Annotated in this window: 26 protein-coding genes and 1 tRNA gene; 5 read left to right on the forward strand and 22 right to left on the reverse strand. The window is 65.4% G+C overall.

Going from position 1 to position 26,060, the window contains the following annotated elements:
* Positions 1-8 precede the first annotated feature (8 nt).
* The 8 genes from JE033_RS04005 to JE033_RS04040 form a co-directional block, all read right to left on the reverse strand.
* Positions 9-1,703, reverse strand: coding sequence for a hypothetical protein (locus JE033_RS04005; protein WP_200329615.1), 1,695 nt, complete (start codon positions 1,701-1,703; stop codon positions 9-11).
* Entirely contained in the window at positions 1,663-2,064 is a 402-nt protein-coding gene (locus JE033_RS04010; RefSeq protein ID WP_200329617.1) for a hypothetical protein, read from the reverse strand. The genes JE033_RS04005 and JE033_RS04010 overlap by 41 nt, the downstream gene beginning before the upstream one ends.
* A gap of 43 nt (positions 2,065-2,107) precedes the next feature.
* Positions 2,108-2,314 carry a RodZ family helix-turn-helix domain-containing protein gene (locus tag JE033_RS04015; protein ID WP_200329619.1) on the reverse strand — a complete coding sequence of 69 codons (207 nt, stop codon included), beginning with the start codon at positions 2,312-2,314 and terminating at the stop codon, positions 2,108-2,110.
* Entirely contained in the window at positions 2,311-2,565 is a 255-nt protein-coding gene (locus tag JE033_RS04020; RefSeq protein WP_200329621.1) for a DUF3039 domain-containing protein, read from the reverse strand. The genes JE033_RS04015 and JE033_RS04020 overlap by 4 nt, the downstream gene beginning before the upstream one ends.
* Positions 2,558-3,127 (reverse strand): hypothetical protein, encoded by a 570-nt coding sequence (locus JE033_RS04025; RefSeq protein ID WP_200329623.1) that lies wholly within the window; start codon positions 3,125-3,127, stop codon positions 2,558-2,560. Before JE033_RS04025 ends, JE033_RS04020 begins: the two co-directional genes overlap by 8 nt.
* Positions 3,124-3,285 carry a hypothetical protein gene (locus tag JE033_RS04030; RefSeq protein WP_200329625.1) on the reverse strand — a complete coding sequence of 54 codons (162 nt, stop codon included), beginning with the start codon at positions 3,283-3,285 and terminating at the stop codon, positions 3,124-3,126. The genes JE033_RS04025 and JE033_RS04030 overlap by 4 nt, the downstream gene beginning before the upstream one ends.
* A 157-nt stretch (positions 3,286-3,442) precedes the next feature.
* Positions 3,443-3,847, reverse strand: coding sequence for a hypothetical protein (locus JE033_RS04035; protein WP_200329627.1), 405 nt, complete (start codon positions 3,845-3,847; stop codon positions 3,443-3,445).
* Positions 3,847-4,077: an AlpA family transcriptional regulator gene (locus JE033_RS04040; RefSeq protein ID WP_200329628.1), complete on the reverse strand. Its 231-nt coding sequence runs from the start codon at positions 4,075-4,077 to the stop codon at positions 3,847-3,849. The genes JE033_RS04035 and JE033_RS04040 overlap by 1 nt, the downstream gene beginning before the upstream one ends.
* An 83-nt stretch (positions 4,078-4,160) precedes the next feature.
* Here JE033_RS04040 and JE033_RS04045 point away from each other — a divergent pair, with 83 nt between their 5' ends.
* Both JE033_RS04045 and JE033_RS04050 read left to right on the forward strand, forming a co-directional pair.
* The gene (locus JE033_RS04045; RefSeq protein WP_200329630.1) at positions 4,161-4,877 is read left to right on the forward strand and encodes a helix-turn-helix domain-containing protein; all 717 of its coding nucleotides are present in this window, start codon (positions 4,161-4,163) and stop codon (positions 4,875-4,877) included.
* On the forward strand, positions 4,870-5,988 hold the full coding sequence (locus tag JE033_RS04050; protein WP_200329632.1) for a site-specific integrase: 1,119 nt from the start codon (positions 4,870-4,872) through the stop codon (positions 5,986-5,988). The genes JE033_RS04045 and JE033_RS04050 overlap by 8 nt, the downstream gene beginning before the upstream one ends.
* A gap of 37 nt (positions 5,989-6,025) precedes the next feature.
* Here the strand turns inward: JE033_RS04050 and JE033_RS04055 are convergent.
* Positions 6,026-6,099: transfer RNA gene (locus JE033_RS04055), tRNA-Leu, on the reverse strand.
* Positions 6,100-6,296: 197 nt separating this feature from the next.
* Entirely contained in the window at positions 6,297-8,147 is a 1,851-nt protein-coding gene (locus JE033_RS04060) for a phosphoenolpyruvate carboxykinase (GTP) (protein ID WP_200329634.1), read from the reverse strand.
* 127 nt (positions 8,148-8,274) lie between these two features.
* On the opposite strand from JE033_RS04060, the gene JE033_RS04065 reads away from it, so the two are divergent.
* Positions 8,275-9,753, forward strand: coding sequence for a helix-turn-helix domain-containing protein (locus JE033_RS04065; protein ID WP_200329636.1), 1,479 nt, complete (start codon positions 8,275-8,277; stop codon positions 9,751-9,753).
* A gap of 471 nt (positions 9,754-10,224) precedes the next feature.
* On the opposite strand, the gene JE033_RS04070 is transcribed toward JE033_RS04065, so the two are convergent.
* The 7 genes from JE033_RS04070 to JE033_RS04100 form a co-directional block, all read right to left on the reverse strand.
* Entirely contained in the window at positions 10,225-11,556 is a 1,332-nt protein-coding gene (locus JE033_RS04070) for an FAD-dependent oxidoreductase (RefSeq protein WP_200329638.1), read from the reverse strand.
* Positions 11,557-11,679: 123 nt separating this feature from the next.
* A complete protein-coding gene (locus tag JE033_RS04075; protein WP_200329640.1) occupies positions 11,680-12,162 on the reverse strand; it encodes a DUF501 domain-containing protein in 483 nt (160 codons plus the stop codon).
* The gene (locus JE033_RS04080; RefSeq protein ID WP_200329642.1) at positions 12,159-12,698 is read right to left on the reverse strand and encodes a septum formation initiator family protein; all 540 of its coding nucleotides are present in this window, start codon (positions 12,696-12,698) and stop codon (positions 12,159-12,161) included. The genes JE033_RS04075 and JE033_RS04080 overlap by 4 nt, the downstream gene beginning before the upstream one ends.
* Positions 12,699-12,727: 29 nt before the next feature.
* Positions 12,728-14,005, reverse strand: a complete 1,278-nt coding sequence (eno, locus tag JE033_RS04085) for a phosphopyruvate hydratase (RefSeq protein ID WP_090147645.1) — start codon at positions 14,003-14,005, stop codon at positions 12,728-12,730.
* A gap of 308 nt (positions 14,006-14,313) precedes the next feature.
* The gene (hisS, locus tag JE033_RS04090; protein WP_090147644.1) at positions 14,314-15,624 is read right to left on the reverse strand and encodes a histidine--tRNA ligase; all 1,311 of its coding nucleotides are present in this window, start codon (positions 15,622-15,624) and stop codon (positions 14,314-14,316) included.
* 54 nt (positions 15,625-15,678) lie between these two features.
* Positions 15,679-17,298 (reverse strand): cation acetate symporter, encoded by a 1,620-nt coding sequence (locus JE033_RS04095; RefSeq protein ID WP_200329644.1) that lies wholly within the window; start codon positions 17,296-17,298, stop codon positions 15,679-15,681.
* The gene (locus JE033_RS04100; RefSeq protein WP_200329646.1) at positions 17,295-17,657 is read right to left on the reverse strand and encodes a DUF485 domain-containing protein; all 363 of its coding nucleotides are present in this window, start codon (positions 17,655-17,657) and stop codon (positions 17,295-17,297) included. Before JE033_RS04100 ends, JE033_RS04095 begins: the two co-directional genes overlap by 4 nt.
* Positions 17,658-17,735: 78 nt before the next feature.
* On the opposite strand from JE033_RS04100, the gene JE033_RS04105 reads away from it, so the two are divergent.
* Positions 17,736-18,689 carry a LuxR C-terminal-related transcriptional regulator gene (locus JE033_RS04105; RefSeq protein WP_370567896.1) on the forward strand — a complete coding sequence of 318 codons (954 nt, stop codon included), beginning with the start codon at positions 17,736-17,738 and terminating at the stop codon, positions 18,687-18,689.
* 10 nt (positions 18,690-18,699) lie between these two features.
* Here the strand turns inward: JE033_RS04105 and JE033_RS04110 are convergent, their stop codons facing one another.
* Entirely contained in the window at positions 18,700-19,407 is a 708-nt protein-coding gene (locus JE033_RS04110) for a MazG nucleotide pyrophosphohydrolase domain-containing protein (RefSeq protein ID WP_234037092.1), read from the reverse strand.
* 103 nt (positions 19,408-19,510) lie between these two features.
* Between JE033_RS04110 and JE033_RS04115 the strand changes: the two genes are divergently transcribed.
* On the forward strand, positions 19,511-20,053 hold the full coding sequence (locus JE033_RS04115; RefSeq protein WP_200329648.1) for a hypothetical protein: 543 nt from the start codon (positions 19,511-19,513) through the stop codon (positions 20,051-20,053).
* A gap of 93 nt (positions 20,054-20,146) precedes the next feature.
* Here the strand turns inward: JE033_RS04115 and mfd are convergent, their stop codons facing one another.
* The 4 genes from mfd to JE033_RS04135 form a co-directional block, all read right to left on the reverse strand.
* Entirely contained in the window at positions 20,147-23,779 is a 3,633-nt protein-coding gene (mfd, locus tag JE033_RS04120; protein ID WP_200329650.1) for a transcription-repair coupling factor, read from the reverse strand.
* The gene (gene pth, locus JE033_RS04125) at positions 23,776-24,399 is read right to left on the reverse strand and encodes an aminoacyl-tRNA hydrolase (RefSeq protein ID WP_200329652.1); all 624 of its coding nucleotides are present in this window, start codon (positions 24,397-24,399) and stop codon (positions 23,776-23,778) included. Before pth ends, mfd begins: the two co-directional genes overlap by 4 nt.
* Positions 24,400-24,515: 116 nt before the next feature.
* A complete protein-coding gene (locus JE033_RS04130; protein ID WP_090147625.1) occupies positions 24,516-25,097 on the reverse strand; it encodes a 50S ribosomal protein L25/general stress protein Ctc in 582 nt (193 codons plus the stop codon).
* A gap of 170 nt (positions 25,098-25,267) precedes the next feature.
* Positions 25,268-26,050 (reverse strand): IclR family transcriptional regulator, encoded by a 783-nt coding sequence (locus JE033_RS04135; protein WP_200329654.1) that lies wholly within the window; start codon positions 26,048-26,050, stop codon positions 25,268-25,270.
* Positions 26,051-26,060 lie beyond the last annotated feature (10 nt).

Genomic DNA, 26,060 nt, shown 5'->3' on the forward strand with positions numbered 1-26,060 from the left:
TTCATCGACTAGCTCCCCTCTCGAGCTGTGCCGCCGCAGCTTGAGCAGCGGGATCCGATAGTGGTTCCGTGTTCGCAGTAACCGGGGTCGTCCCAGCCGACGAACAGATCGCTTTCGTCCTGAGGTTGCCCGTTTTTGTTCCACGCGTTCCCCGCTTCCCCGCCGTATTGGGGCTTTGGCGGGTTAGGCGGGTATGGCGGGGTGTCGTTGCGGGCAATCTCAGGACGAGCAAGCTTCCAGATCGTCACCTTTTCCTTGTTCGCTGAGCCGAGGTCTTCGGCTACCCACCCCGACTTGCGGAGAGCTGGAGCGTTGCGCTTCAGAATCCCGGTGATTGCTCGAGCGTTCTTGGGCCAGTCCCGGGGTGGGCGCCATCCGTCCTGCATGTCACTGAGCACGGTGTCGAGAAGTTCGGCGGCGCTTCCCTCGAACTCGTTCACGCTGCTCATGAGCGCCACGATGAACGGATCACTCGCAAGCGAATCACCAGCTAGGGTCGCGGCCTGCGACATGTAGCGGCTCAGGCCATCGGTCGCGTTGAGCTTGTCCAGAGCAGCGAGAATGTGCGCGAAGTCAGCCATGCGAGGTGCACTGTCAAGACGGACATATGAAAGCTGCCCCGCCATACCCGCCACCTGATCCAGAAGGACACCGACGAGCCGCGGATACACCCGCTCCCAGCGCTCGGATAGTTCCCGCTCACTGATTCGCTGATGCTCGGGAATCGTCGCGAGAGACACGGTGACGAGGCGCTCAGCAAGGTCGCCGCGCATTCCTGCGAGGTCGATACCATTCAGCAGAATCGCTCGTCGGAACGAGAAGACGCTCAAGCCGGAGTCGGTGTACAACTGACGGCGAACATCTCCGTCACCCGTCACAGCTCGGCAAAGTGTGTCGCTAAGCCAGTCAGGTACAGTGCTCAAATTGTCGAGCCCTACGACCCACGATCCCGACGCTGCTGTAACCCATCCGTCTGCATCACGAGGCGGTTTGCGAAGCGGCACTGGTGATGGGTCGGCAAGCGTCACAAGAGCTTTCGACGCAGACGACTTACCCGTTCCCTGCTCACCGAAAAGCGCCATGACCGGGTGCGGGATAGCAGGGGCACCCAGAGCGGCAACAAGCCATGCCAACACCAGCGGCCGATCAACGGCGGCAACGTTCAAGACTGACCAGAGATCGTCCAAGCTCCCGCCACGCTCAGGTGTCGGCATCGGGCCAGTGAGTGCGGTTCGCCGGAACAGGACGGGTACGTCACGGCCGACAATCGCCCACCCCGTCGCGTCGATCCGGATGGCCTCTTCGGCCACCGTTCCCAGATCGATCCAGATAACACCCTTGCTTTCAGCAACCCGCAGATGTACCTCTTGCGGGTCACTCTCTTGAGCTTCGCCCTCGAGTACGAGCATGGCGTCCGCGAGAGCTTGTTGCGGGGCGATCCTTCCCGTCTTCTTCCGGTAGGTGGAGCTGAGTTCAGCACGCAGTGAAGCTCGGCCTCCTCGCAGCATCCGAACCACATGCCCGCCTGGTCTTGGAATAGCGAACGCTTCTCCTTCAGGAGTGCTTGCAAAGTCGTACCGTTCCATAGCGAGGTCCACGAGGATCGCCGCCGCGGACTTCTTCTCCGCTTCCTCGACACTGATTAGGTTCGGATCGGTTCGTTCATGCGGCTCGCTCTCCACCGCTTTCAACATTGCTGTCACGTGATGTTCCTCCAGACGCCGACGTATTGTCGGCCACGAGTAAGTGCTTGGTATTCAGTTGTCGATCGGAGAGGGCTGCGTAGAGCTCTGCTTCGATCCGGTCCCACGTCGCCGCATCGGCTTGCTGTAGACCCGCGTCGAGGCGCTTCAGAATGCGCTCTCGCCGTTGGTCCTTCGTGAGGTGAGCTTCTGCCCAGTACACGTCCACAAGGCGCGTCAGGCGGTCGATTTCGCCTTGATGGGACGTCTGTCTTATTTCGTCGATCTCGTGCTGCCGAGACTCGCGCCCCTCGAAGTAGCCGAAGTAGTAGAAGTCGACTACAGATGGCGGAAGGGCCCCTGCTTGGATCTCTCCAGACACGAGCCCTTCCAGCCATCGAGTTAGGTGCTTCTCGGCGACTTCGCTAATTTTCAGTCGGGGCATGCGACCCCCGGTGTTCAGCGATCGCTTTACTCACGCGGTACATGTAGCTCGGGGCGCTGTGTTTCCCGGATTCGAGCAACTCAATGAATGCGGCCGGGAGTCCGGTGAGCTCTGCCACCTCCTGAATATCAAGGTCGGCAATCTCGCGCTGCTCGCGGAGATTCGTGCTAAATGTCGTGATCGTCATGCGAATGCCTCCTCTCGTTCCCGCACGGGTTCTGGGATCTGCTCGGACTTGTCTCTCCGAAGCGAGTCGAAGATGTTCTCGCAGACGGGGCACGTCTTGAGCTCGCGATGTGCGACCTCGTGGCCCGGGATCGCCTGCGCCCCCTGGTGATCAGGTACCACCATCTCTCCGCAGAGCGCCTTCGCCGGGGAACCGTCGACGACGCCGCGCAAGATGTCCGTCTTCCGGATGTAGTGGTTCAGGTCAGGCATGATCGGTGACCTCCCCCGCTACACGAGACTTGAAGGCTTCGAACTTTGCTTCGGCGGTGTCGATCGCAGCGCGAAGGGTTCGGAAGAACTCACGCGATTCCTCAGCTTCTACCTGCCAGGAGAACGATTCGGTGATATCGAGAAGTACTTTGCCATCGAAGATCACGTGGTCAGTCCGAAGACGACCCGGCGCGCTACCTGCCACGCCTTCCTCCTGATGAAACCCGTCCTCGACATGGCTTGGACCGTCGTCTACCGTGCACCAGTCGTAGGCCGGGCAACGTTGCGGCGCACGCTCCGTAGTGTCGCAAACCGCCGTGGCTGCGTCGACTCCACCGCACAGTTCGAAAACCTGCACCTCAAGCACGTCGCAGATCATCGAGAGCTCGTCGATCGTGAATGCGCTGTTGCCGGCCAATTTCCGTCGCAAGGTGTCGACGTTCATGTTGCTCATCACGGCAAGCGTTCCAAGCTCGTGTCCCCACGCTTTGATTGCTTCCTGAAGCCCCTGTACGAGGTGTTCCGAGCTCAGCTTCACAGCGAGATCGATCGCGTTAGTCATGCCGCGACCGCCTTCGAGCTGACGATCTCGCACCAGGAGGTGACCATGATGATGGCCTCCGCGAACGCTCGCGCCTCATCAAGGGTGAGGTCACGGCGGTGAGTTGAGACGGTGTCGATCTCCCATCGACCGTCCGCCTCGTCGAGCATTGCGGTCACGGACCAGGTGTCGGTGTACTTCGTGACCCCCTGGTGAAGCGTTGGCGCTGCCTCGTCATGCTTATCGAGCTGACAGCCTGCGATCGCGCAGGTTCCGGAGTTGTATACTGCTGGTATTGCTGACAAAATAGACACAACGATTCCCCTTCCAAGGGATTCAGGAACCCTCACTGCGCGACTGTTTGGCGACATACGCAGTGGGGTTCTTTTCTTCTTGTGTGAACACTCGCCATCCCTGACGACTCTTCGTGGGCCTGATCACGCCGCTTCTTGCGAGGTGGTTGATCAGTTCTGAAGCAGCGTCTGCGGTGAAGAACACTGTCGTGTTGACGTTGTCTTCATCGGTGCTGACGATCTTTAGCTTCTTAATTCCTCGCATCATGCGACGGAGGACTTCTTCTTGTGTGGGGTCGCGATAAGTCTGAGTCGAGGGAAGCTGACCTTTCTCGGCGACGTGTCGTCGTCGAAGACGGTCGACAAGTTCTGCTTCTTGCTCACTACCCTCCCGGTGCTGCACCAGGTTCTGGGTAAAATCGCGATGCCCGTGAGGGGCATCATTCACTAGGCCACCTTCACCGTGCTGTCGCGCTTCTTCGATTCGAGCCACGCAACGACATCAGCCCATTCGTAGATAACGACCTTGGCGCTCGGCTTCATGTACCTGGGGCCTTCGCCCTTGAAGCGAAGCTGCGCAAGATTTCCCGTTGTCATTCCAGGAATCTTCGCGGCGACTTCTTTCGGGCTGAGGTAGGCAGCAGCCTGCAATTCGATCAGCTCTGTTCGTTGAGACATCTTCTCCTCCGTCCTGTTCCTTGAGGGAACAATATAACCGTAGCACACTGTTCCCTGAAGGAACAGCGCGTAGAGTGGTGTCTATGGCCAAGCAAATCGAAGACAGCTCGTGGGGCAATAAGATCTCGTTGCGCATTGCGCAGCGACTCAGGGCACTGCGTGAGAACGAAGGGATGTCCGCGCAGGATCTTGCAAACGCCACGGAAGCTTTGGGACACCCCATTTCCAGGCAGGTGATTGCAAACATCGAGAGTGGCCGCAAAGCCTCGATCGGCGTAGCCGAGTTGTTCATATTGGCCCATTGCTTCGGGGTCAATCCGATGTATTTACTCTTCGACATGCACGAGCAGGACGAACCTTATGAAATCGTTCCTGATCTCGAGGTGCCGCAATGGGAGGCATACAAATGGGCGGCGCTGCGAACCAACATTATTAATAGCTACCTATCTACTTCTGACTTTGACGAATACCGAACAGCCATTAACATGCGCGACAGCTACGAACGCAGTCAGCGGTCGGCGAAGAAGTTGATCGCCGACATTTCGGCGCTGCGAGAGACGGGCAAGCTTTGGATGGACAAACTGGATCGGGGAAAGAAACGACTTCCCGACGAAGAGGTTGAAGCGCTAATCGCCGAGTTCTCCGCTCAGCTTGAGTCGGTGCAAAAGGATGTGGATGCCAGCGAAAAGATGCTCGACTCCCTGGAAGTTTCGTACGACGACTCGTGGTTCGATCCCGGTCCGGTGTTCCAGAAGTACCTGGATGAGCGCTGGTACCGGATGAGTGACCCCCATGGGTAGCGTCTATCCCTACAACGTAAAGGGACGAGCAAAGCCTCTTTACCGCATCGTTTACCGACGCCCTGACCACAAGCAAACCTCGGAGTCTGGCTTCACGCGCAAGGGTGACGCAGAACGGCGTCTCGCTGAAGTCGAGGTATCGAAACATCGTGGGGAGTACATCGCGCCGGCAGACGGCAAAGCAACGATCGGCGAGCTTGGCCGGAAGTGGCTTTCGGGCAAAGAGTCGAGTCTGAAGGCGTCGAGCTATGCTCCGCTGGAAACCGCGTGGCGCTTATACGTCGAGCCCGTCTGGGGCGACTACCCAGTGTCGAGCATTCGGCATTCAGATGTGCAGGCCTGGGTGTCTGGCATCAAGAAGAGCCCGACAGTCGTCATTCGCGCGCATGGCGTTCTGGCTGGCATTCTCGATGTCGCCGGTCGTGATCGGCGCGTCAGCGCGAACGCGGCTCGAGGCGTTGACCTTCCCCGCAAGCAGTCGAGCAGAGAACGTCGATACTTGACCCACTCTCAGTTGTGGGCGGTGGCGAACAACGCTGGCCGTCGTCGTGTGCTCGTGCTCGTGCTGGGTTACTGCGGTCTCCGCTGGGGAGAGGCCATTGGGCTCCGCGTCTCTGATCTTGACTTCAACCGTCGACGCATCAGCATCACGCGCAACGCGGTCGAAGTAGGCGGGACGATTCACGAGGGAACACCGAAGACACACGAGGCAAGGCACGTGTACGTCCCCGCGACGATCTCTGAGCTGCTTGAGTCGCATTGTGAGGGGAAGGCCAAAGACGCGCTCGTGTTCCCGAATTTGTATGGCAATTTCGAGCGCAAGACGTACTTCGATTCGAAGAAATCTACATGGTGGGCGAACGCGCTGAATCGAGCGGGTGCCGAGAAGATGACAATTCATGATCTCCGCCACACCGCAGCGTCGTTGGCCGTGTCTGCTGGTGCGAACGTGAAAGCGTTGCAGCGGATGCTGGGGCACGCGAGTGCGGCGATGACGCTCGATGTGTACGCGGATCTGTTCGACAGTGACCTTGAGGACGTTGCGGGAGACCTAGATCAGGCCATTAGTTCGCAAGTTGTTGCGGGAATGTTGCGACCAAAGGCTGATTAACCGCGGTAGTCGTTGAAATGACGCCGATTATGTACAGTCCCCCCACAGGGATTCGAACCCTGACTGTGCCGATTTTAAGTCGGCTGCCTCTGCCAGTTGGGCTATAGGGGGCCGTTCAATTCTCCCAGATCGCGGGCGTGTGGTGAGCCAGGCTGTCACTGAGCGCTTGACGCGCAGCGATGGCCGCGCAGGGCGACGAGCACACGAACACGAACTCGAACACGAACAGAAAAGAGTAAGCCCCGCCATTGGGCAGAACGGCGGGGCCTACGGTCTATGGGGCGTCAGCGGTCACCGACGCGGCGCGATCACGCGGCGCCGAGGCGCTGGCGCAAACCTTCGAGCTGTCCGCTCAGCGCAGCCGGCAGACGATCGCCGAACCGAGCGAAGAACTCCTCCGTCAGATCGGCTTCCGCGAGCCACGATGCCGGATCGATCGAGAACAGTTCGGCGAGATCGTTCTCGGGCACCTCGATGCCGTCGAGGTTGAGCTCACCGTCGGCGGGAATGGTGCCGACCGCGGTCTCGCGCCCTTCGACGGAGCCTTCGACACTGCGGATGATCCAGTCGATCACGCGCGAGTTCTCTCCGAAGCCGGGCCACAGGAACCGACCGTCGGCGCCCTTGCGGAACCAGTTGACCTGGAAGATCTTGGGCGCCTGGTCACCGAGGGTGCGGCCCATGTCGAGCCAGTGTCCCCAGTAGTCAGCCATGTTGTATCCGCAGAACGGCAGCATCGCGAAGGGATCGCGTCGCAGTTCGCCGACCGTTCCCTCCTGGGCTGCGGTCTTCTCGGACGAGATCGTGGCCCCGACGAAGACGCCGTGCTCCCAGGAGAGCGACCGAGCCACGAGGGGCACGTTCGTCGCGCGACGCCCGCCGAAGAGGATCGCGTCGAGAGGAACGCCGTTCTGCTCGTACCATTCCTGAGCCAGCGTCGGGGTCTGCTGGATCGGCACGGTGAAGCGCGAGTTCGGGTGCGCTGCAACGCGACCGCTCTCGGGGGTCCACTCGTTGCCCTGCCAGTCGATCAGGTGAGCGGGAACCTCGTCCGTCTTGCCCTCCCACCAGACGTCGCCGTCGTCGGTGAGCGCGACGTTCGTGAAGATCGTGTTTCCCCACAGGGTCTCGACCGCGACCGGGTTCGTCGATTCCCCCGTGCCCGGGGCGACACCGAAGAAGCCGGCTTCCGGGTTGATGGCGTAGAGGCGCCCGTCGGTGCCGGGGCGCAGCCAGGCGATGTCGTCGCCGATGGTCTCGACCTTCCACCCCGGAATGGTCGGCTGGAGCATCGCGAGGTTCGTCTTGCCGCAGGCCGAGGGGAACGCTGCGGAGAGGTGGTACGACTTGCCGCTCTCGGTGTTCGTGAGCTTCAGCAGGAGCATGTGCTCGGCCAGCCAGCCCTCGTTGCGACCCATCACGCTGGCGATGCGCAGGGCGAAGCACTTCTTGGAGAGCAGGGCGTTTCCGCCGTATCCCGACCCGTACGACCAGACCTCGAGGGTCTCGGGGAAGTGGGTGATGTACTTGGTCTCGTTGCAGGGCCAAGCATCATCGCTCTGGCCGGGCTCGAGCGGAGCACCAACGGAGTGCACCGTGCGCACCCATTCGCTCCCGGGCAGAATGCCGTCGAGAGCCGACTGCCCCATGCGGGTCATGATCCGCATGTTTAGCACCGCGTACGGCGAATCGGTGATCTCGATGCCGAGCTGCGTGATGGCGCCGCCCACCGGACCCATCGAGAACGGAACGACGTACATGGTACGGCCCCGCATGGATCCCTTGAAGCGGGGCATGAGCTCGGCCTTCATCTCATCCGGAGCCATCCAGTTGTTCGTCGGCCCGGCGTCCGCTTCGTCGACGGAGCAGATGAAGGTGCGGTCTTCCACACGGGCGACGTCATCGGGGTGCGAACGGGCGAGGAAGCTCCCGGGCCGCAGATTCTTGTTGAGCGGGATCAGCGTTCCGGCTTCCACCATTTCAGTGGTGATGCGGTTCCACTCGGCCTGCGAACCATCGCACCAGACGACCTCGTCGGGTTCCGTGAGCTCAGCGACCTCGGTCACCCATGCGAGCACTTCTTCATTGCTCGTGGTCGCGCCGTCGCGAACGATCTCAGCGAAGGTCAGCTCGGTCTCAATGGTCTGCGTGAGTGCCATGTCGTTCTCCTCGGAGTTCCCGCCGCCGGGTGAAGAAGCGGCGACATCTCCATTGTGAATGGGGTGTTCACGTCGCATTCACTCTTTCAGCTGGAAAATTTGGCCATTTTTGACGTATAGTCAAGAGATGAACGCTGAGCCAGTCCCAGTGACCGCCGGATTCGACGAGGCCGAACTCGATCGCCTGATTCTTGGAAAGCGGATCAGACACTTCCGCACCCAGGCGGGCCTCACTCTCGAGCAGCTCGGTGAGCGCGTGGGCGTCGTCGCGAGCCAGCTCTCCCTCATCGAGAACGGCCGGCGGGAACCCCGGCTCGGGCTCTTGCAGAGCGTCTCCCGCGAACTGGGCATCGAAGTTGCAGAGCTCCTCAAACGCGAGGCTCCGGATCGCCGCAGCACGTGGGAGGTCGAGCTCGAACGCGCGCAGGCCGCTCCCACGTATACCCGCCTCGGGCTCCCCCACGTGCGCACACCCCGCGCCTTGCCGGACGACACGTTGGAGGCCCTTGTCGGACTGCACCGCGAACTGGCCCGGCGATCCCGAGCGGCTGCGACCACGTCAGAGGAGGCCCGGCGCGCGAACACTGCGATCCGCATGCAGATGCAGGCGCGCGACAATTACATTCAGGACATCGAGCTCGTGGCGTCCGATCTGATGCGACGCATCGGTCATTCGCTCGGCGCCGTCACGCACCGCGAGGTCGCCATGCTCGCCGAGCTGCTGGGCTTCGACCTCATCTTCGTCGATGACCTGCCCTCGAACACTCGCAGCATCACCGACCTCGAGAACGGGCGCATCTATCTGCCGCCGGCCTCGATTCCGGGCGGTCACGGCCTGAGGTCGCTGGCACTGCAGGCGATGGCGCACCGCGTGCTCGGCCACTCCGAACCGGCGAGCTACGCGGAGTTTCTCGAGCAACGGCTCCAGATCAACTACTTCGCGGCGGCCTGCCTGATCCCCGAGGCCGGGGCAGTGGAGTTTCTGCAGCAGGCCAAGCGCAATCGCAACCTTGCGATCGAAGATTTCAGAGACGCATTCGGCGTCACGCACGAGGCCGCTTCGCACCGATTCACCAACCTTGCCACGCAGCATCTCGGCCTGCGAGCGCACCACTATCGTGCGGATGGAGCCGGGGCGATTGTGCGGGGCTACCAGAACGATGGTCTGCCGTACCCAGCGGACGACACCGGGTCGATCGAGGGCGAAGTGCTCTGTCACAAGTGGGGTGGCCGCACGTCGTTCAATCGCACGAACCGTACGAGCGAGTTCTACCAGTACACCGACACGCCTGCCGGCACGTTCTGGTCGAGCGTGCAGACCGGGGATGCCGAGCAGGGCCCGTTCGCGATCGCGTGTGGAGTCGCCTTCGATGATGCGAAGTGGTTCCGTGGGCGGGATACGACGGAGCGCCAGGTGTCGACGTGTCCGGATCCGGCGTGCTGCCGCACGCCGAAACCCGAGCTGTTGGCGCGCTGGGAGGGCAAGGCGTGGCCGAGCGCCCGCATGCACGCTCACGTGCTGTCTCCGCTGCCGACGGGAACGTTCCCGGGCGTCGACGACACGGAGATGTACCAGTTCCTGGCGAAGCATGCGCCGGAGAATTAGGACGAAAGCTGAGCTTTCGTCTTCTCCGGCGCGGGCCCTACAGGGCCCGGAGAATTAGGACGAAAGCTGAGCTTTCGTCTTCTCCGGCGCGGGCCCTACAGGGCCCGGAGGCTTGAGGCGAAAGCGACGCTTTCGCTGCCTCCGGCGCGGGCCCTACAGGGACCGGAGAATTAAGACGAAAGCTGAGCTTTCGTCTTCTCCGGCGCGGGCCCTACAGGGCCCGGAGAGTTAAGACGAAAGCTGAGCTTTCGTCCTCTCCGGCGCGGGCACGACGGGGCCCGGAGGTTTGATGAACCTCCCATTCAGTGCAGTTATCGCCTCGTAAGCGCACTTTTTTGGCGGTTCGTCCGGTTCGTCCGGTTCTCCGGTTCTCCGGTACTCCCGTCCCGCGCGGGCGCACAGCGCCTGGCCCTCGGAACGCGAGAACCCCCGCAGCGCGTGCTGCAGGGGTTCTCCTTGTGGAGCGCTCGATCAGGCCTTGGGTCGCGAGGCGAACTCTTCGAAGACCGCCCGCGGCTGCTGCACGGCCTCGATGTTGACCGTGTCGCGTCCGAGGAAGAAATGGCCGACCCATCCGCCGAACACGCGCCACTTGCGCTCCCACGAGGGGATCGCGAGGCCGTGGTAGAAGCGGTGAGCGAGCCACGCGAAGTAGCCCTTCATCGCGAACTTGCCCGACTGGAACACGCCGGTGTTGACGCCGAGGCCGGCGACGGCTCCCATGTTCTTGTGGTTGTACTCTGCGATGCCCTCGCCACGGAGGTCGGCGACGATGTTCTTCGCGAGCAGCTTGCCCTGGCGAACGGCGTGCTGCGCGTTGGGCACGCAGAAGCCGCCGGGGCCGGGAGTCGCTGAGATGTCGGGGGTCTGCGACGTGTCGCCAGCGGTCCAGGCGCCTTCGAGCGCGACGCCGTCTTCCGTGGTGATGCGCAGCGAGGGGCTGCCGATGACGTGCCCGCGGGGGCCGATCGGCAGATCCGTTCCGCGCAGGAACGGGCGAGGCATGACGCCGGCGGTCCAGACGATGAGGTCGGACTCGTAGTTCTCACCGGTCGACAGCTCGATCTTGCCGTCCAGAGCTGAGGCGAGCTGCGTATCGAGGTGGATCTGCACCCCGCGACGCGTCTGATCCTTGACGACCCAGTCGGCGGTCTCCTGCGACACCTCAGGCATGATCCGCCCCATGGCCTCGACCAGGTGGAACACCGTCTCGTCGAACGAGATCTCGGGGTAGCGGCGCAGCAATGCGGTCGCGAACGAACGGAGCTCGGAGATCGTCTCGATGCCCGCGAATCCGCCGCCGACGACGGTGACCGTCAGCAGACGAGCACGCTCGGGGGAACCCTTCGGCAGGGTCGCGGCGCGCTCGAAGTTGCCCACGAGACGATCGCGCACGGCGACCGCTTCTTCGATGGTCTTCATGCCGATCGCGTTGTCGGCGATGCCGGCGATCGGGAAGGTGCGCGAAACCGAACCGGTCGTTACGACGATGTGGTCGTAGGCGAACTCGAACGGCACGCCCACGTTCGGCGTGATGGTCACGCTCTTCGTCGCGTGCGAGATCGCGGTCACCTTACCGGCGATGTTCGCGGTGCTCTCCAGGTGGCGACGGCGCGCCACGACCGCGTGACGCGGCTCGATCGATCCCGAGGCGACCTCGGGAAGGAACGGCAGGTACGCCATGTACGGCAGCGGATCGACGATCGTGACCTCGGCCTCGCCCGCACGAAGCAGCTTCTCGAGCTTCCATGCGGTGTAGAAGCCGGCATAGCCGCCACCAACGATCAGAATCTTCTTCGCCACGAAGCGATCTCCTTGCAGCAATCAGGGTCGGACCCGCACCGCGGGCACAGAAAATAGCGGGCGAAACACCCGCATCGAAAGCTTACCGCGTTTTCTCAGCTCCCGAGAACGCCGATGTGCTCGTCAGCCTGTCCATCCGCTGCGCTCGAGCGCGAGGTCACCGATGGGATTGACCCCCGGCCCGGCAGCGAGGGCGTGGCCCATGAGCGCGTGCAGGCACTTCACCCGTGTCGGCATGCCGCCGGAGCTCACGCCCGCGACTTCCGGTACCTCTCCGACGCTGTCGCGATCCGCGATGAACTGCTCGTGCGCGCGCTGATACTGCTCGCGCACCGCCTCGTCGCTGGCCAGCAGCTCGTTGAACTCGTTCATCACCCCCGCCGCTTCCAGGCGGGATGCGGCCGCGACCGCTTCCGGGTGGCACAGGTAGTAGAAGGTCGGGAACGGAGACCCGTCGGGAAGCCGGGGCGCGGTGGCGACGACCGCCGGGCTGCCGTCCGACGCGCGCGCCGCAATGCCCACGACTCCGCGCGCTTCGCGCCCGAGTTGCTCGGTGACTGCGGCGATGTCTGCTGCGGTCGGTTCAGGATAGGGCGGGCGGGTCATTGCGGTGTCTCCTCGGCAGGGGATTCGGGCGATGCGGGATCGACGGATTCAGTCGTCGAGTCGGCGCCGTCGGGTTTGGGTTCGTTCTGGGCGTCAGCGGGCGCTTCCACTGGAGGAGCATCCGTCGTGCCAGCGCTCAAGAACGATGCTGACAGGCTCCGGGCCCAGTTGCTCGGCATGCGGGACAGCTCGGGATCCGGCTCTTCGTCCGACTCGATGGGCATCACGATGTCATCGATGACGTTCAGCTGGGTCTCCCCCGGCATGACGTAGAACAAGCGGTCTCGCGCTTGAGATCGGACGTAGACCGGGTCTTTCCACTTCGCGCGCTCGGCGTCGATCTCGTTGACCGCCTCCTGGCTCTGCCGCACGCTCTCGCGGAGTTCGGCGATCTCGCGCCGCTGCTGAACGAACGTGGAGAGGCTCGGGCTCACGATGACGATTCCGGCGAGCACGAGCACGACGACGACCACGGTGAAGCCGCTGAACCGCAGGCTCGAGGCCCACGTTCCGACATCATCGATCCAGCGCTTCACCGTGTCGTCGTCTTTCAGTGGTGGTCGGGTTACGCGGTGAAGCGCGGGAAGGCACCGCGACCCGCGTACTTCGCCGCACCGCCGAGCTCTTCCTCGATGCGCAGCAGCTGGTTGTACTTCGCCACGCGCTCGGAGCGGGCCGGCGCACCGGTCTTGATCTGACCGCAGTCGGTCGCGACGGCGAGGTCTGCGATCGTCACGTCCTCGGTCTCACCCGAGCGGTGCGACAGGATCGCCGTGTACCCGGAGCGCTGCGCGAGCTGCACGGCGTCGAGCGTTTCGGTGAGCGTACCGATCTGGTTCACCTTGACGAGCAGCGAGTTGGCCGCGCCCTGGGCGATCCCGTCGGCGAGGCGCTCGGGGTTCGTGACGAAGAGATCGTCGCCCACGAGCTGCACGCGATCGCCGAGTTCGTCGGTGAGGTGCTTCCACCCCTCCCAGTCGTCTTCGGCCAGCGGATCCTCGATCGACACGAGCGGGTACCGCTCGAGCAGGTCGGCGTAGTAGGCCGACATCTCAGCGGCGCTGCGCTGCTGCCCCTCGAAGGTGTAGACGCCGTTCTCGAAGAACTCGGTCGATGCCACGTCGAGCGCTACCGCCACGTCACGGCCCGGTTCGAGCCCGGCGCGCTTGATGGCTTCGACGATGAGGTCGAGCGCGGCGGCGTTGTGCGGCAGGTCGGGCGCGAATCCGCCCTCATCGCCGAGCGCGGTTGCGAGGCCCTGCTCCTTGAGCAGCGCCTTCAGCGCGTGGTAGACCTCGACGCCCCAGCGGAGGCCCTCCGAGAACGTCTCGGCGCCGAGGGGCACCGCCATGAATTCCTGGATATCGACGCCCGTGTCGGCGTGAGCGCCGCCGTTGATGATGTTCATGAGCGGCACGGGGAGAGTGCTCGCGTTCGGGCCGCCCAGGTAGCGGTAGAGCGGCAGCTCAGCCGCGGAGGCGGCGGCGTGCGCCACGGCGAGACTCACGCCGAGGATGGCATTCGCCCCGACGCGCTCCTTGTTGGGTGTGCCGTCGATCTCCTTCAGCGTCGCGTCGATGATGCGCTGATCGTCGGCGGCGAGGCCCTCGATCGCGGGCGCGAGCTCGTCGAAGACGGCGTCGACGGCGCGGGTGACGCCCTTGCCGAGGTAGCGATCTTCGCCGTCGCGGAGCTCGTACGCTTCGAATGCTCCGGTCGAAGCGCCCGAGGGAACGGCGGCGCGGCCCACAGAATCGTCGGTCAGGCCGACCTCGACCTCGACGGTCGGGTTGCCACGCGAATCGAGAATCTCTCGGGCGATCACTGCGTCGATAAATGCCACTATGCGCTCCTTGAAGGGGTCGGATGCCGGGTCAAGCAAAGGGTGCGGCGGGCCGTGCCCGCCGCACCCCAGTCTAGGGCACGGCGGCTTAGCGATCCGGGGCTCAAAACGGCCGTCAGCGTGCAGGCGGGCCTGAGCCGGGGCGCTGCATGGCGCGGCGGGGCGGCAGGCGAAGCACCGCCGAGGCGTCAGCCGGATGCAGGCTCCGGGAGCGTGCGAGAGGCGGCGTCCGTGAGACGTTCAGGCCCGATCCGACCTCACCGACGCTGAATCTCTCACCGAGCACCGCAGTTCGGCGCCGTCCGGACTCAGTCGGCGAGCTGCCTGAACTCCAGTTCGCCGAGATCCGACATCCCTGGCCGCACGTTGGCGACGCGGCTGAAGCCGTCTTCAGCGATCCGCGCGAGCAGCGTCTTCATGTTCTTCTGGCGCTTCTCGAGGCGCACCCGGTGCCCGCGCTCGACGAGCGCGCGCTTCAACGCCAGGAGATCCGCCGGGACCACGTCGACATCGGCGATGAGCGCCACGGCGTCGGGTCCGGTCGGCTCCGGCAGTGCGAGCAGGTCGACGACGCGTTCGAACCCGATGGAGAATCCGACGGCCGGCACGTCCTGCCCCAGGAAACGGCCGACCATGCCGTCGTACCGTCCCCCGCCGCCGACCGAGCTGCCCGACCCGGGGTGCGCCACCTCGAAGATGGTCCCCGTGTAGTACCCCATGCCTCGCACGAGCGTCGGGTCGAAGCGCACGGCGACGCCCTCCGGCAGCCCGCCCTCGAGCGCCTCCCCCAGCGCGGCGAGGCTCGCGACACCGTCCTCAGCAGCCCCATCGGGCAGCACGCCTGCGATGGCTTCACGCGTGAGCGGGATGCCGAAGCCCGCTCCATCCGCGTTCAGTGCCGGCTCGACGCCCGCGAGCACCGCACCGATGCGGTCGGCCGCATCCGGATCGATCTCGCGCAGTTCCTCGACGACGCCACTCGCACCGATCTTGTCGAGCTTGTCGATGGTGATCAGCGCCCGGTCGTGCGTCTCGGCAGCGAAGCCGCAGTGCGCGAGCAGACCGAAGAGGATCCGCCGGTCGTTCACGCGGATGACGCAGTCGGCGAGGCCGAGTGCTGCGAGCGCCTGCGAGGTCGCCGTGATGAGCTCGATCTCCGCGAGCAGCCCGGATTCGCCGATGATGTCGATATCGGCCTGCACGAACTGACGGTAGCGCCCTTTCTGCGGGCGTTCGGCCCGCCAGACCGGAGCGATCTGGATGGAGCGGAACACGGGCGGCAGCTCGGCGCGGTGCGTTGCGAAGAACCGGGTGAGCGGCACCGTGAGATCGAAACGCAGGCCGAGATCGGCGAGCTGCTCCGCGTCGCCGGCCTCAGCGGCTGCGGCGAGCGCCTCAGGGCGGATGCCGCGCTTCAGGATCGAGAAGCTCAACTTCTCGTTGTCGCCTCCGAGCCCGGCGTGCAGCCGCGCGTAGTCCTCGACCACGGGCGTCTCGATCTCGTCGAAGCCGTGGGAGCGGTAGACGCCCCTGATGATCCCGAGCGCGTGCTCGCGACGCGCCTTGTCGGCGGGAAGGAAATCGCGCATGCCGCGCGGCGGGTTCACGGGTTGGGCCATGGTTCACCATTCTTCCACGGCTCGCACCCGCTCGCCCGCCGCCTGGCGAGGCGCTCAGTGCTGCACGGGCGGCTCGGCGCCGTATCCGGTCAGCGCGCGCACCTCCATCTCGGCAGCCAGCTTCTTCGACTCCTTCCGCGAACTCGTCACAGAGCCGAGCCAGCCGAGCACGAAGCCGAGAGGAATCGACACGATGCCGGGGTTCTGCAGCGGGAAGATCGCGAAGTTCACGTCGGCCCCGAGCATGGCGGTCTCCGACCCCGAGACGACCGGAGAGAACGCGATGAGCACGACCGCCGAGAGCAGGCCGCCGACCATCGACCAGACGGCGCCGCGGGTGGTGAACTTCGACCAGAAGAGCGAGTACAGAATGGTCGGCAGGTTCGCGGAAGCTGCGACCGCGAACGCGAGCGCGACGAGGAAGGCGACGTTCTGCCCCTGCACCCCGATCCCGCCGAGGATCGCCGCAGCGCCGATCACGAGCGTCGTGATGCGGGCGACCTTCACCTCCTGCTTCGCCGACGCGCGACCCTTCTTCAGCACGCTGTTGTAGATGTCGTGCGCAAATGAAGCCGATGCGGTGATCGTGAGGCCGGCGACCACGGCGAGGATCGTCGCGAAGGCCACCGCCGAGATGAACCCGAGCAGCAGGGGCCCGCCGAGTTCTGCTGCGAGCAGCGGTGCGGCGGAGTTCTGGCCTCCGGGCGCATTGGCGATGGTCTCGGGGCCGACCAGCGCGGCCGCACCGTAGCCGAGCACCAGCGTGAACAGGTAGAAGATGCCGATCAGCCAGATCGCCCAGACGACTGATTTCCGCGCATCCTTGGCCGTCGGCACCGTGTAGAAGCGCATGAGGACGTGCGGGAGGCCAGCAGTGCCGAGCACCAGGGCGAGCGCGAGCGAGACGAAGTCGATCGGGTTGGCGCCGTACTGCAGCCCGGGCGCGAGAATCGCGGCACCGTTCGCGTTCTCGGGGTGCTGCACGGCCGCATCGAGCACGGCGGCGAAGTTGAAGCCCTTGAGCGCGAGGACCCAGATCGTCATAGCGGCCGCTCCGGCGATGAGCAGCACTGCCTTGATGATCTGCACCCAGGTCGTCCCCTTCATCCCCCCGATGAGCACGTAGCAGATCATGACGACGCCGACGACGGCGATCACCAGTGATTGGCCCAGTGCGTCGCTGACTCCGAGGAGCAGCGAGACGAGGCCGCCGGCTCCCGCCATCTGGGCGAGGAGGTAGAAGAACGACACGGCCAGCGTGGTCAGCGCCGCCGCCATGCGCACGGGGCGTTGCTGCAGCCTGAACGAGAGCACGTCGGCCATCGTGAACTTCGCGGTGTTGCGCATGAGCTCCGCGACGAGCAGCAACGCGACCAACCAGGCGACCAGGAACCCGATCGAGTAGAGAAATCCGTCGTACCCGTTGATCGCGATCGCTCCGACGATGCCGAGGAACGACGCCGCGGAGAGGTAGTCGCCGGCGATGGCCACACCGTTCTGGCGACCCGAGAACGAGCGCCCTCCCGCGTAGAAGTCGGCGGCGCTCTTGTTGTCGCGGCTCGCGCGGATGACGATCACCATCGTCACCGCGACGAAGGCGAGGAAGATGGCGATGTTGAGCACCGGGTTCTCCTCGGCGCCGGTCGCCTGAGCGGGGAGGATCGTCGCGATCATCGGGCGTCCCCCTCGAGCCTCTCGAGCGCCTCGAGTTCGGACCGGAGCGCCGTGGTGCGCGGGTCGAGCCTGCGGTTCGCGAACCGCACGTACGCCATCGTGATCGCGAACGTCGTGACGAATTGTGCGAGCCCGAACCAGAGCCCCACGTTCATCCCGAGCAGGGGTGCCGCCATGAAATCGTGCGCGAATGCGGCGAGCACCACGTACAGCAGGAACCAGAGCATGAAGGCGACCGCGAGCGGGAAGACGAAGCTGCGGAACCGATGCTTCAGCTCGCGGAAGTCGGGTCTGGCCTGAAATGCGACGTAATCGACGGGCTCCCACTGATTTTCATGCGTAGATGCTGATTCGGTCACTCGTTTCTCCCTTGAACTCAAGTTTCCTCGTCGCAGCGCTGCGACGACTCATGCTGATCCTAGAAAACGAGTGTTAGCGTGAGCTACCTCCGAAAGTGGGTAGAACTCGTGCAACGAATGGATGAGGATCACGTGCAGCGCATCTTGCGCGAAGCAGTGGACGTGTTCGCTCGAGAGACCCGGTTCGACGTCGCCTTCGGCGGGTTGGAGCGAGCCGGAGTGACGATGCTCACCGCGATCTCCGGTGCCGCGAACGACGCGAATGAGGGCGTGCTCGTGCGCACGGACCAGGGCCTCGGCGGGCGGGCGCTGCGCGAGCGTCGACCGCGGATCGCCGCGGACTACGTGGCGAGCCGGCAGATCACGCACGAGTACGATGCGCACATCCGCGGCGAGCGCATCGTCGGACTGTTCGCGATGCCCGTGCTGGTCGACGGCGAGGCGCGTGCCGTGCTGTACGGGGGAACGCGCGGGTCGATGATGCCGGGAACGAACTTCGCGCGCATCGCCGCCGGTGTTGCGCGGGATCTCTCGCGCGAGTTGAGCATCGAGGATGAGGTCGCTCGACGCATCAAGGCGCGAGGCGGCGCCCGTGCGAGTGACTGGACCTCCGACCGATCTCAGCTCCTCCCGCTCCCCCCGCACCTGCCGCACTTCCCGCACCTCCCGCCCGCGACGGTCGAGACGCTGCGCACCGTCCACGCCGGACTTCGCGGAGCGATCGCTGAGGCTCCCACCCCGAGGCTGCGCGAACGACTCCTCGACGTCGAGCGGCAGCTCACGGGGCTTTCGGCGGCTCCCCTGGCTCCAGGGCATCACGCCCGAGTCCGGGTGCCGGTCCAGCTCTCTCCGCGGGAGATCGATACGCTCACGCAGGTCGCGCTCGGCGCGACGAACGCGGAGATCGGCGAGATGCTGGGTCTCACCGAGAACACCATCAAGAGCTATCTCAATGCGGCCATGACGAAGCTCGATGCGTCGACCCGGCACGCTGCCGTGTCGCGTGCACGGTCGCTGGGCTTCCTCGTCTGAAGGCGGCGCGTCACCGGTCGTCGTGCAGCACGCGCGCCGTGAGACGATCGATCGCGAGTCTGAGCGCGCGGTCGGGATCCACTCCAGCGCGATTCGCCCGCATCAGCATCGCGAGCATCGCATCACCGATGCCGAATTCGGCCAGTCGCTGCTCATCTGGACCGATCAGCGCGGCGAGCGGATCCTCGGGGTACGCGTCCCCCGCACCCGGATCGATCAGACCGGCCCGCTTCAGGCGCTCGATGACCTTGGCGGCGCGGGCAAGAGTCGGCATGCCAGCGGGGATGCCCTCGAGCGGGCCGCGCGACCCCCGCTCCTCGCCAGCAGCATCCTCTTTGAGTCGCTCCCACTCGGCGTGCAGTTCTTCCACCGTCATGTAGCCGCGATCTCCGAAGACATGGGGATGCCGGCGCACGAGTTTCTCGTTCAGCGCCGCAGCGATGCTGTCGAAGTCGTATCCCTCAGAATCGCGCTCCGCGATCGCGGCGTGAAACAGGACCTGGTACAGCACGTCGCCGAGCTCCGACTGCACCTCTGCAGGCGGCAGCTCGCGCTCGACCGCATCGATGAACTCCGCCGTCTCCTCGACGAGGAACTGGGTGAGCGACTCGTGCGTCTGCACCTCGTGCCACGCGCAGCCGCCCGGCGCGACGAGGCGGCGCACCGTGGCGATCAGAGCTTCGAACGGACGTGGATCACCGGCTGCGTCGGTACTCATACTCACCCACCCTATCGGGCACCGCGACCCTGAAAAGCGCCTGATAGCCTGGTGCGGCCCCGGGGACATCGGCGGGGCAACCACGCTTACGAGGGGGAATCTCATGACGGATACGAAGTCGCTGTTCAAGATCGCCGGCATTTTCGGCGCGGCCGCGCTGACACTCAGCCTTGCTTCCTGCTCGGGCGGACAGAGCGTTGCAGACGCCTGCAAGATCGCTCAGGATTCGATGACGGATGTCGTCGCGCAGTCCCAGACCGACGCGCAGTCGGCGCTGCAGAGTGCGATGTCGGGTGAAGAGACAGATTTCGCCGCGATCTTCACCCCGGTGGTCGATGCGCTTGAGGACACTCAGGGCAAGGTCACCAACGAGGACGTCAAGGGGCCGCTCGACAACTTCGTGACGGAGTACAAGTCGTTCGTCGAGACGTTCGATGGCATCGACCTCTCCGCGATGCAGGAGATTCAGGAGATGTCGCAGCTCGACATGACCGACCCCGCCAACCAGGCGAAGCTCGAAGAGCTGCAGACGAAGTCCGAAGAGCTGCAGCAGCAGTCGCAGGAGCTGCAGACGAAGCTGCAGGACAGCCAGTCGACGCTCATGGACGCGAGCTCCGAGCTCAACGACGTCTGCTCCGCGGGCTGACCCACCGCGCGATCAACGCAAGACCACGGTCTTGTCCACTCGCTGCGCGTGTGCGGCCGGCACCCGGCCAGCACCACGCGCAGCGAGTTCTTCTCAGCCAGCCGCGGGCGATTCCTCCTCGAGGAGGGTCGCCAGCACGCGCCCCGTCCAGGCCACGATGTCGTCTTCGTCGCCCACGTGCTTCTGCCCCACTCCGGAGAGCGGACTGCGCGATGACGCGGTGCCGCCCGGAAGCGGGATCTGCAGGCTCTTCGACGCCTCGACGTAGCGAGAGCCCGGGTACATCCGGTTCATGCGCATGCGCCGGGAATCGAGCAGCTCGACCGGTTCGATGCGCAGCGCTGGGCCCGCGGCGACGACCTTCGCGAGACCGAGGCGCGACGCCCGACGGCGCAGCGCCGATACTGCGGCGAGGCGTTCGACCTCGACCGGCGGCGCTCCGTAGCGGTCGGTGAGCTCCTCGAGCACGAGTGATACGTGCTCGGCCGGCGCCTGCGGGTGAGCAGCGGCGGAGAACTTCTGATACGCCTCGAGTCGGAGCCGCTCGCTCTCCACGTACTCCTCGGGGATGTGCGCGTCCACGGGCAATTCGAGCACCAGTTCGGTGGTCCCCGAGATCTCCTCGCCCTTGAACGAGCTCACGGCCTCGCCGATCATGCGCAGGTACAGGTCGAACCCGACGCCCGCGATGTGACCCGATTGCTCTCCGCCGAGCAGGTTTCCGGCTCCGCGCAGCTCGAGGTCTTTCAGAGCCACTTGCATGCCCGAGCCGAGCTCGTTGTTCGTCGCCAGGGTGTCGAGGCGCTCGTGCGCGTGCTCGGTGAGCGGCTTGTCCGGGTCGTAGAGGAAGTACGCGTATGCGCGCTCACGACTGCGCCCGACGCGCCCGCGCAGCTGGTGCAACTGGCTCAAGCCGTACTTGTCGGCGTTGTCGATGATGATCGTGTTCGCGTTCGCGATGTCGAGGCCGGTCTCGATGATCGTCGTCGACACGAGCACGTCGAACTTGCGCTCCCAGAAGTCTTGCACCACTTGCTCGAGCTGATGCTCGCCCAGCTTGCCGTGCGCCACCGCGACGCGCGCCTCCGGCACGAGCTCCGCGATCTGATTCGCGACCCTCGTGATCGATTGCACGCGGTTGTGCACGAAGAAGACCTGCCCCTCGCGCAGCAGTTCGCGCCGGATCGCGGCGGTGATCTGCTTATCGCTCCGCGGTCCGACGAACGTGAGAATCGGATGGCGGTCTTCAGGGGCGGTCGCCAGCGTCGACATCTCGCGGATGCCGGTCACCGCCATCTCGAGCGTGCGCGGGATCGGGGTGGCGCTCATCGCGAGAATGTCGACGTTCGTCTTGAGCTTCTTCAGGGAGTCCTTGTGCTCGACGCCGAACCGCTGCTCCTCGTCGATCACGACGAGCCCGAGGTCTTTGTAGTGCACGTTCTCAGAGAGGAGCCGGTGCGTGCCGATGACCACATCCACCGTTCCGGCCGCGAGACCCTCGATCGTGTCTCGCGATTCCTTGTCGGACTGGAATCGGCTGAGCGGACGCAGGCGCACGGGGAAGCCGGCGAAGCGATTCTGAAAGGTCTCCAGGTGCTGCGTCACGAGCAACGTGGTCGGCACGAGGATCGCGACCTGCTTGCCGTCCTGCACAGCCTTGAAGGCTGCCCGCACGGCCACCTCGGTCTTGCCGAAGCCGACATCGCCCGCGATGAGGCGATCCATCGGGATCGTGCGCTCCATGTCCCGTTTGACCTCGTCGATCGTGGTCAGCTGATCGAGGGTCTCGGCGTAGGGGAAGGCTTCTTCGAGCTCGTGCTGCCACGGCGTATCGGAGGAGAACGCGAAGCCCTTCGATGCGACGCGCGCCGAATAGAGCTTCACCAGCTCCACCGCGATGTCGCGCACCGCCTTGCGCGCCTTCTTCTTGGCGGTCGCCCAGTCGCTGCCGCCCATCTTCGAGAGGGTCGGCGCCTCGCCCCCGACGTATCGAGAGAGCTGGTCCAGCTGGTCGGTGGGCACGTAGAGCTTGTCGCGGGGCATTCCCCGCTTCGTCGATGAGTACTCGAGCACGAGATACTCGCGCAGCGCCTTCGTCGCGTCGCGCCCGATGCCAGTGGGAACCATGCGCTGCGTCAGCTCGACGAACTGCCCGATGCCGTGCGTCTCGTGCACGACGTAGTCGCCGGCGACGAGCTTCAGCGGATCCACGACGTTCTTGCCGCGGCGCTTCGCGAGCTTCTGCGAGGAACCGGCCTGCGATCCTGCCGATCGCCCGAAGAACTCGGCCTCGGTCGCCAGCAGCAGGCGGGCTTCGGCGCTTTCGAAGCCCGACCAGGCGGTGCCTGTGACGAGGTAGACGATGCCGTCCTCCCAAGCCTCCGGCAGTTCGTCGACGATGCGCGCGGCAGCTCCGGCGTCGGCGAGGACGTCGCGCGCGCGCTCCACGAGGCCGACACCCTGAGCGGAGACGACCGCGTGCCATCCGTCTCGCAGCCGCTCGCCGATCAGTCGTATCGCCGCGCCCGTCGCGTCGCCCGCCTGCGATGGCTTGGGGAAAGCACCGCCCTGCACGGCGATCACCGCTGGGTCGCCGGGCACGGCGGCATCGACGCCGCCAGCGCCCGCTTCGTCACGCACGAAGTTGGAGACCGACCACCACGGCCTCCCCTGCGAGGCTGCGCGCAGCTCTCCGAGGGCCAGCATGCCGCTGTCTTCGACGGGCACCGGCGCATCGGCTCCAGCGGTCGCCGCCTGCCATGCGGCTTCGAGGAACTCTCGATTCGTATCGGCGAGGCTGACGGAGCGGCTGGCAACGCGCTCCGGTGAGACGACGAGGACGGCACCGCCCTCCGGAAGCAGGGAGGTGATGGGCGCAAGGCCTGGAACGAGTTGTGGCAGAAGGCTCTCCATGCCCTCGACGGCGATGCCCTCGCTCATCTTCTCGAGCAGCGATCCGAGTGCCGGGAAGCGTGGCAGCAGCGCCGCAGCGCGCTCGCGCACGTCGTCGGTGAGCAGCAGCTCGCGCGCCGGCCAGAGCTCGATCGCATCGAGCGGATCGCCTGCGCTGCGCTGATCGGAGACCGCGAAGCGCTTGATCTGATCGATCTCGTCGCCGAAGAAATCGACGCGCACCGCCTGATCCGCGGTCGGCGGGAAGACGTCGAGAATCCCACCGCGGACCGCGAATTCGCCGCGTCGCGTCACCATGTCGACACGCGTGTAGGCGTACTCGACGAGGCCCCGCGCGATGGGATCGAGACCCTTCGTGGTGCGCCCCGAGGTCAGCTCGATGGGCTCGGCGGTGGCGGCGTGCGGCGACACCGGCTGCAGCGCGGCGCGGACCGATGCGACGATCACGAGCGGCACCTCGCCGTCGTACTCGCGGAGCAGCCGCAGAGACTCAGCTCGGCGGCCGACCGTCTCCGCGCTCGGGCTGAGTCGCTCATGCGGGAGCGTCTCCCACGCGGGGAACTCGGTCGTGATCGCTTCGGGGAGGAGCGATGCCAGGGCCGAGCGGATCGCGTCGGCCTCGCGGCTGGTCGCTGCGATTACGAGCAGCGCGCCGCGGTCGCCGGCGGCGCGGCGTCTGCGGAGCAACCCGGCGATGAGCGGTGCGCGCAATCCTTCGGCGATCGAGAACTCCGCGTCGGTCGAGCTGGCTTCCAGTGCGGCCGCGAACGACTCTGACGACTCGAGCAGACGGTCGAGCCCCCGCAGCGTCACTGGGCGCTCCGACCGTGGAAGCGCTGCTGAGCGGCGAGCAGCCCCTCGTCGACGAGGGACTCGGCCGCGTCGGCGGCATCCTCGAGCAGGACGGGGAGCGCGCTGCGCTCCGACGTCGCGAACGGCTTCAGCACGAAATCGGCGGGGTCCTGCTGACCCGGCGGACGTCCGATGCCGATGCGCACGCGCAGGAAGCCAGGGGTGTCGAGCGCCTTCGCGATGTCGCGCAGGCCGTTATGACCGCCGTGCCCGCCACCCTGCTTGAGCTTGACGGTGTCGAACGGCACGTCGAGCTCGTCGTGGAGCACGATGACGCGCTCGGCCGGGATCGCGAAGTACTTCGCGAGTGCAGAGGTCGGCCCGCCCGAAGTGTTCATGAAACCGTTGGACTTGGCCAGGATGAGCTTCGGCCCCCCGGCGCGGAGTCGCCCCTCGGCGACGCGTGCGCCGGCTCGATGCGACGAGAAGCGGCCTCCGATGCGAGCGGCGAGCACATCGAGCGCCAGCTGCCCCACGTTGTGCCGCGTCGCCTCGTATTTCGCCCCTGGGTTGCCCAGACCGACGATGAGCCAAGTGTCATCCGACACGGGATCCTCCGCTTTCTTTCGCTTCCACAACATCCGTTCCCCCTTCGGCGTCCATCATCGCAGCCGCCGCCGACACTCGCCCCGACAGACGAACGGCCCGTCGGCCGGCGACGCATCGCCGAGCCGACGGGCCCGTAATCGTGTGGAGCTTACTCGGCTGCTTCTGCTGCCTCGTCCTCGTCCTCGGCGGTGCCGCGCGGCACGACGATGTTGACGACGAGCTGCTCGGGATCGCCGAGGAGCGTCGCGCCCTCGGGGAGCTCGATGTCGCCTGCGTGGATCTGCGCGCCTTCCTCGAGACCCTCGACGCTGACCTCGACGCTGTCGGGGATCGATGCCGCGGGAGCGCTCAGGTGCAGGCTGTTGAGCTCCTGCAGGGCGTTCGTACCCGAGAACGACTCACCGGTGACGTGCACGCGCACCTCGACCTCGACGGTCTCGCCCTGCTTGATCACGATGAGGTCGACGTGCTCGATGATCTGGCGCACCGGATCCTTCTGCACGTCCTTGACGAGCACGAGCTGCTTCTCGCCGGCGACGTCGAGCTCGATCAGGGCGTTCGCCTGACGGATGATCAGGCTGAGCGGGTGCGTGTCGACCGCGACGTGGATCGGGTCGGTGCCGTGACCGTACACGACGGCCGGGGTCTGACCGGCGGCGCGAAGCTTGCGCGCCGCTCCCTTGCCGAAGTTCTCGCGTGCGTGGCCGACGAGCTGGCTGGTCTCGCTCATAGTGGTTTCTCCTTGCGGGCTCTCGCCCAATGAGGGCGGTCTGGCCGCCGGATTGGTGTCTCGCACTTGCGTAAATCACGCAGCAAGATGGCCCGCTGAGGCAGTCCGTCCCGCGTCGATCACGGGCTCGCAGGCCCCTCGCCGAAGTACAGCCTCCGAGTTTACACCATTCACGAGGAAGCCCGGCGCCCGTGGATCCTCGCCGACAGCGTCTCCGCCGCCGCGTGCACCTCTGAGGCGAGCGCCGCGGCGACCTCCGGCTCGACCGCGCCCTCCGGGTACGTCACCGCGATCGCCGCGACGGGCCACCCGCGGTGATCCAGCACCGGCACCCCGATCGAGGAGAGCCCCGCCGTCACCGAGCCCTCCTCCAGCGCGTAGCCGCGCGTCCGCGTCGCATCCAGCACGCTCCGCAGCCTCGAGTACCGGTCGATCCCGCCCGGGTCGACGTGACGGTGGACGAAGGACTCGCGGTCGGGGAAGAGCGCCCGCACCTGCGCCTTCGGAAGCGCGGCGAGAATCGCCCGACCGCTCGCCGTGAGCTGCATGGGGAGCCGCACATCGACGTCGGTCACGAGCGGCGGGGAGCCGGGTGCGCGCTCCTCCACCACGTAGAGCACGTCGCGTCCATGGGGCACCGCGAGGTGGCCGCTCAGGCGCACTCGATCGACGAGCGCGGCGAGCAGGGGCCGCCCGATCCTCGCGAGCGGCTCCTGGCGCGCGTAGGCCGAGCTGAGGTCGACTGCGGCGATACCGAGACCGAAACGGCGCTCCTCCGGCAGGTGCATCACGAACCCGTGCTCCTGCAACGCGTCCAGCAGATGGTAGACCGTGGAACGAGGCAGATCGAGCTTGCTCGCGATCATGCTCGCCGCGAGCGGCCCGCGGGAGCCCGCGAGCAGGCTGAGGATCCGCAGCGTCTGATCCGCGGCCGGAACCTTCGGGGTGCCCACGCTCCGCAGC

It is taken from the genome of Leucobacter sp. L43 (assembly GCF_016597785.1).
GTDB lineage: Bacteria > Actinomycetota > Actinomycetes > Actinomycetales > Microbacteriaceae > Leucobacter > Leucobacter alluvii.

Bases quoted from the DNA above. Each gene is read 5' to 3' on its own strand.
- JE033_RS04095 (WP_200329644.1), bottom strand. From the start codon at position 17,298: ATGATCGCGACGATCCTCCCCGCTCAGGCGACCGGCGCCGAGGAGAAC.
- JE033_RS04060 (WP_200329634.1), bottom strand. From the start codon at position 8,147: ATGGCACTCACGCAGACCATTGAGACCGAGCTGACCTTCGCTGAGATC.
- JE033_RS04015 (WP_200329619.1), bottom strand. From the start codon at position 2,314: ATGACGATCACGACATTTAGCACGAATCTCCGCGAGCAGCGCGAGATT.
- JE033_RS04110 (WP_234037092.1), bottom strand. From the start codon at position 19,407: ATGAGTACCGACGCAGCCGGTGATCCACGTCCGTTCGAAGCTCTGATC.
- JE033_RS04115 (WP_200329648.1), top strand. From the start codon at position 19,511: ATGACGGATACGAAGTCGCTGTTCAAGATCGCCGGCATTTTCGGCGCG.
- JE033_RS04065 (WP_200329636.1), top strand. From the start codon at position 8,275: ATGAACGCTGAGCCAGTCCCAGTGACCGCCGGATTCGACGAGGCCGAA.
- pth (WP_200329652.1), bottom strand. From the start codon at position 24,399: ATGTTGTGGAAGCGAAAGAAAGCGGAGGATCCCGTGTCGGATGACACT.
- hisS (WP_090147644.1), bottom strand. From the start codon at position 15,624: ATGGCCCAACCCGTGAACCCGCCGCGCGGCATGCGCGATTTCCTTCCC.
- JE033_RS04130 (WP_090147625.1), bottom strand. From the start codon at position 25,097: ATGAGCGAGACCAGCCAGCTCGTCGGCCACGCACGCGAGAACTTCGGC.
- JE033_RS04075 (WP_200329640.1), bottom strand. From the start codon at position 12,162: ATGACCCGCCCGCCCTATCCTGAACCGACCGCAGCAGACATCGCCGCA.
- JE033_RS04040 (WP_200329628.1), bottom strand. From the start codon at position 4,077: ATGTCTCAACGAACAGAGCTGATCGAATTGCAGGCTGCTGCCTACCTC.
- JE033_RS04050 (WP_200329632.1), top strand. From the start codon at position 4,870: ATGGGTAGCGTCTATCCCTACAACGTAAAGGGACGAGCAAAGCCTCTT.
- JE033_RS04025 (WP_200329623.1), bottom strand. From the start codon at position 3,127: ATGACTAACGCGATCGATCTCGCTGTGAAGCTGAGCTCGGAACACCTC.
- JE033_RS04045 (WP_200329630.1), top strand. From the start codon at position 4,161: ATGGCCAAGCAAATCGAAGACAGCTCGTGGGGCAATAAGATCTCGTTG.
- JE033_RS04020 (WP_200329621.1), bottom strand. From the start codon at position 2,565: ATGCCTGACCTGAACCACTACATCCGGAAGACGGACATCTTGCGCGGC.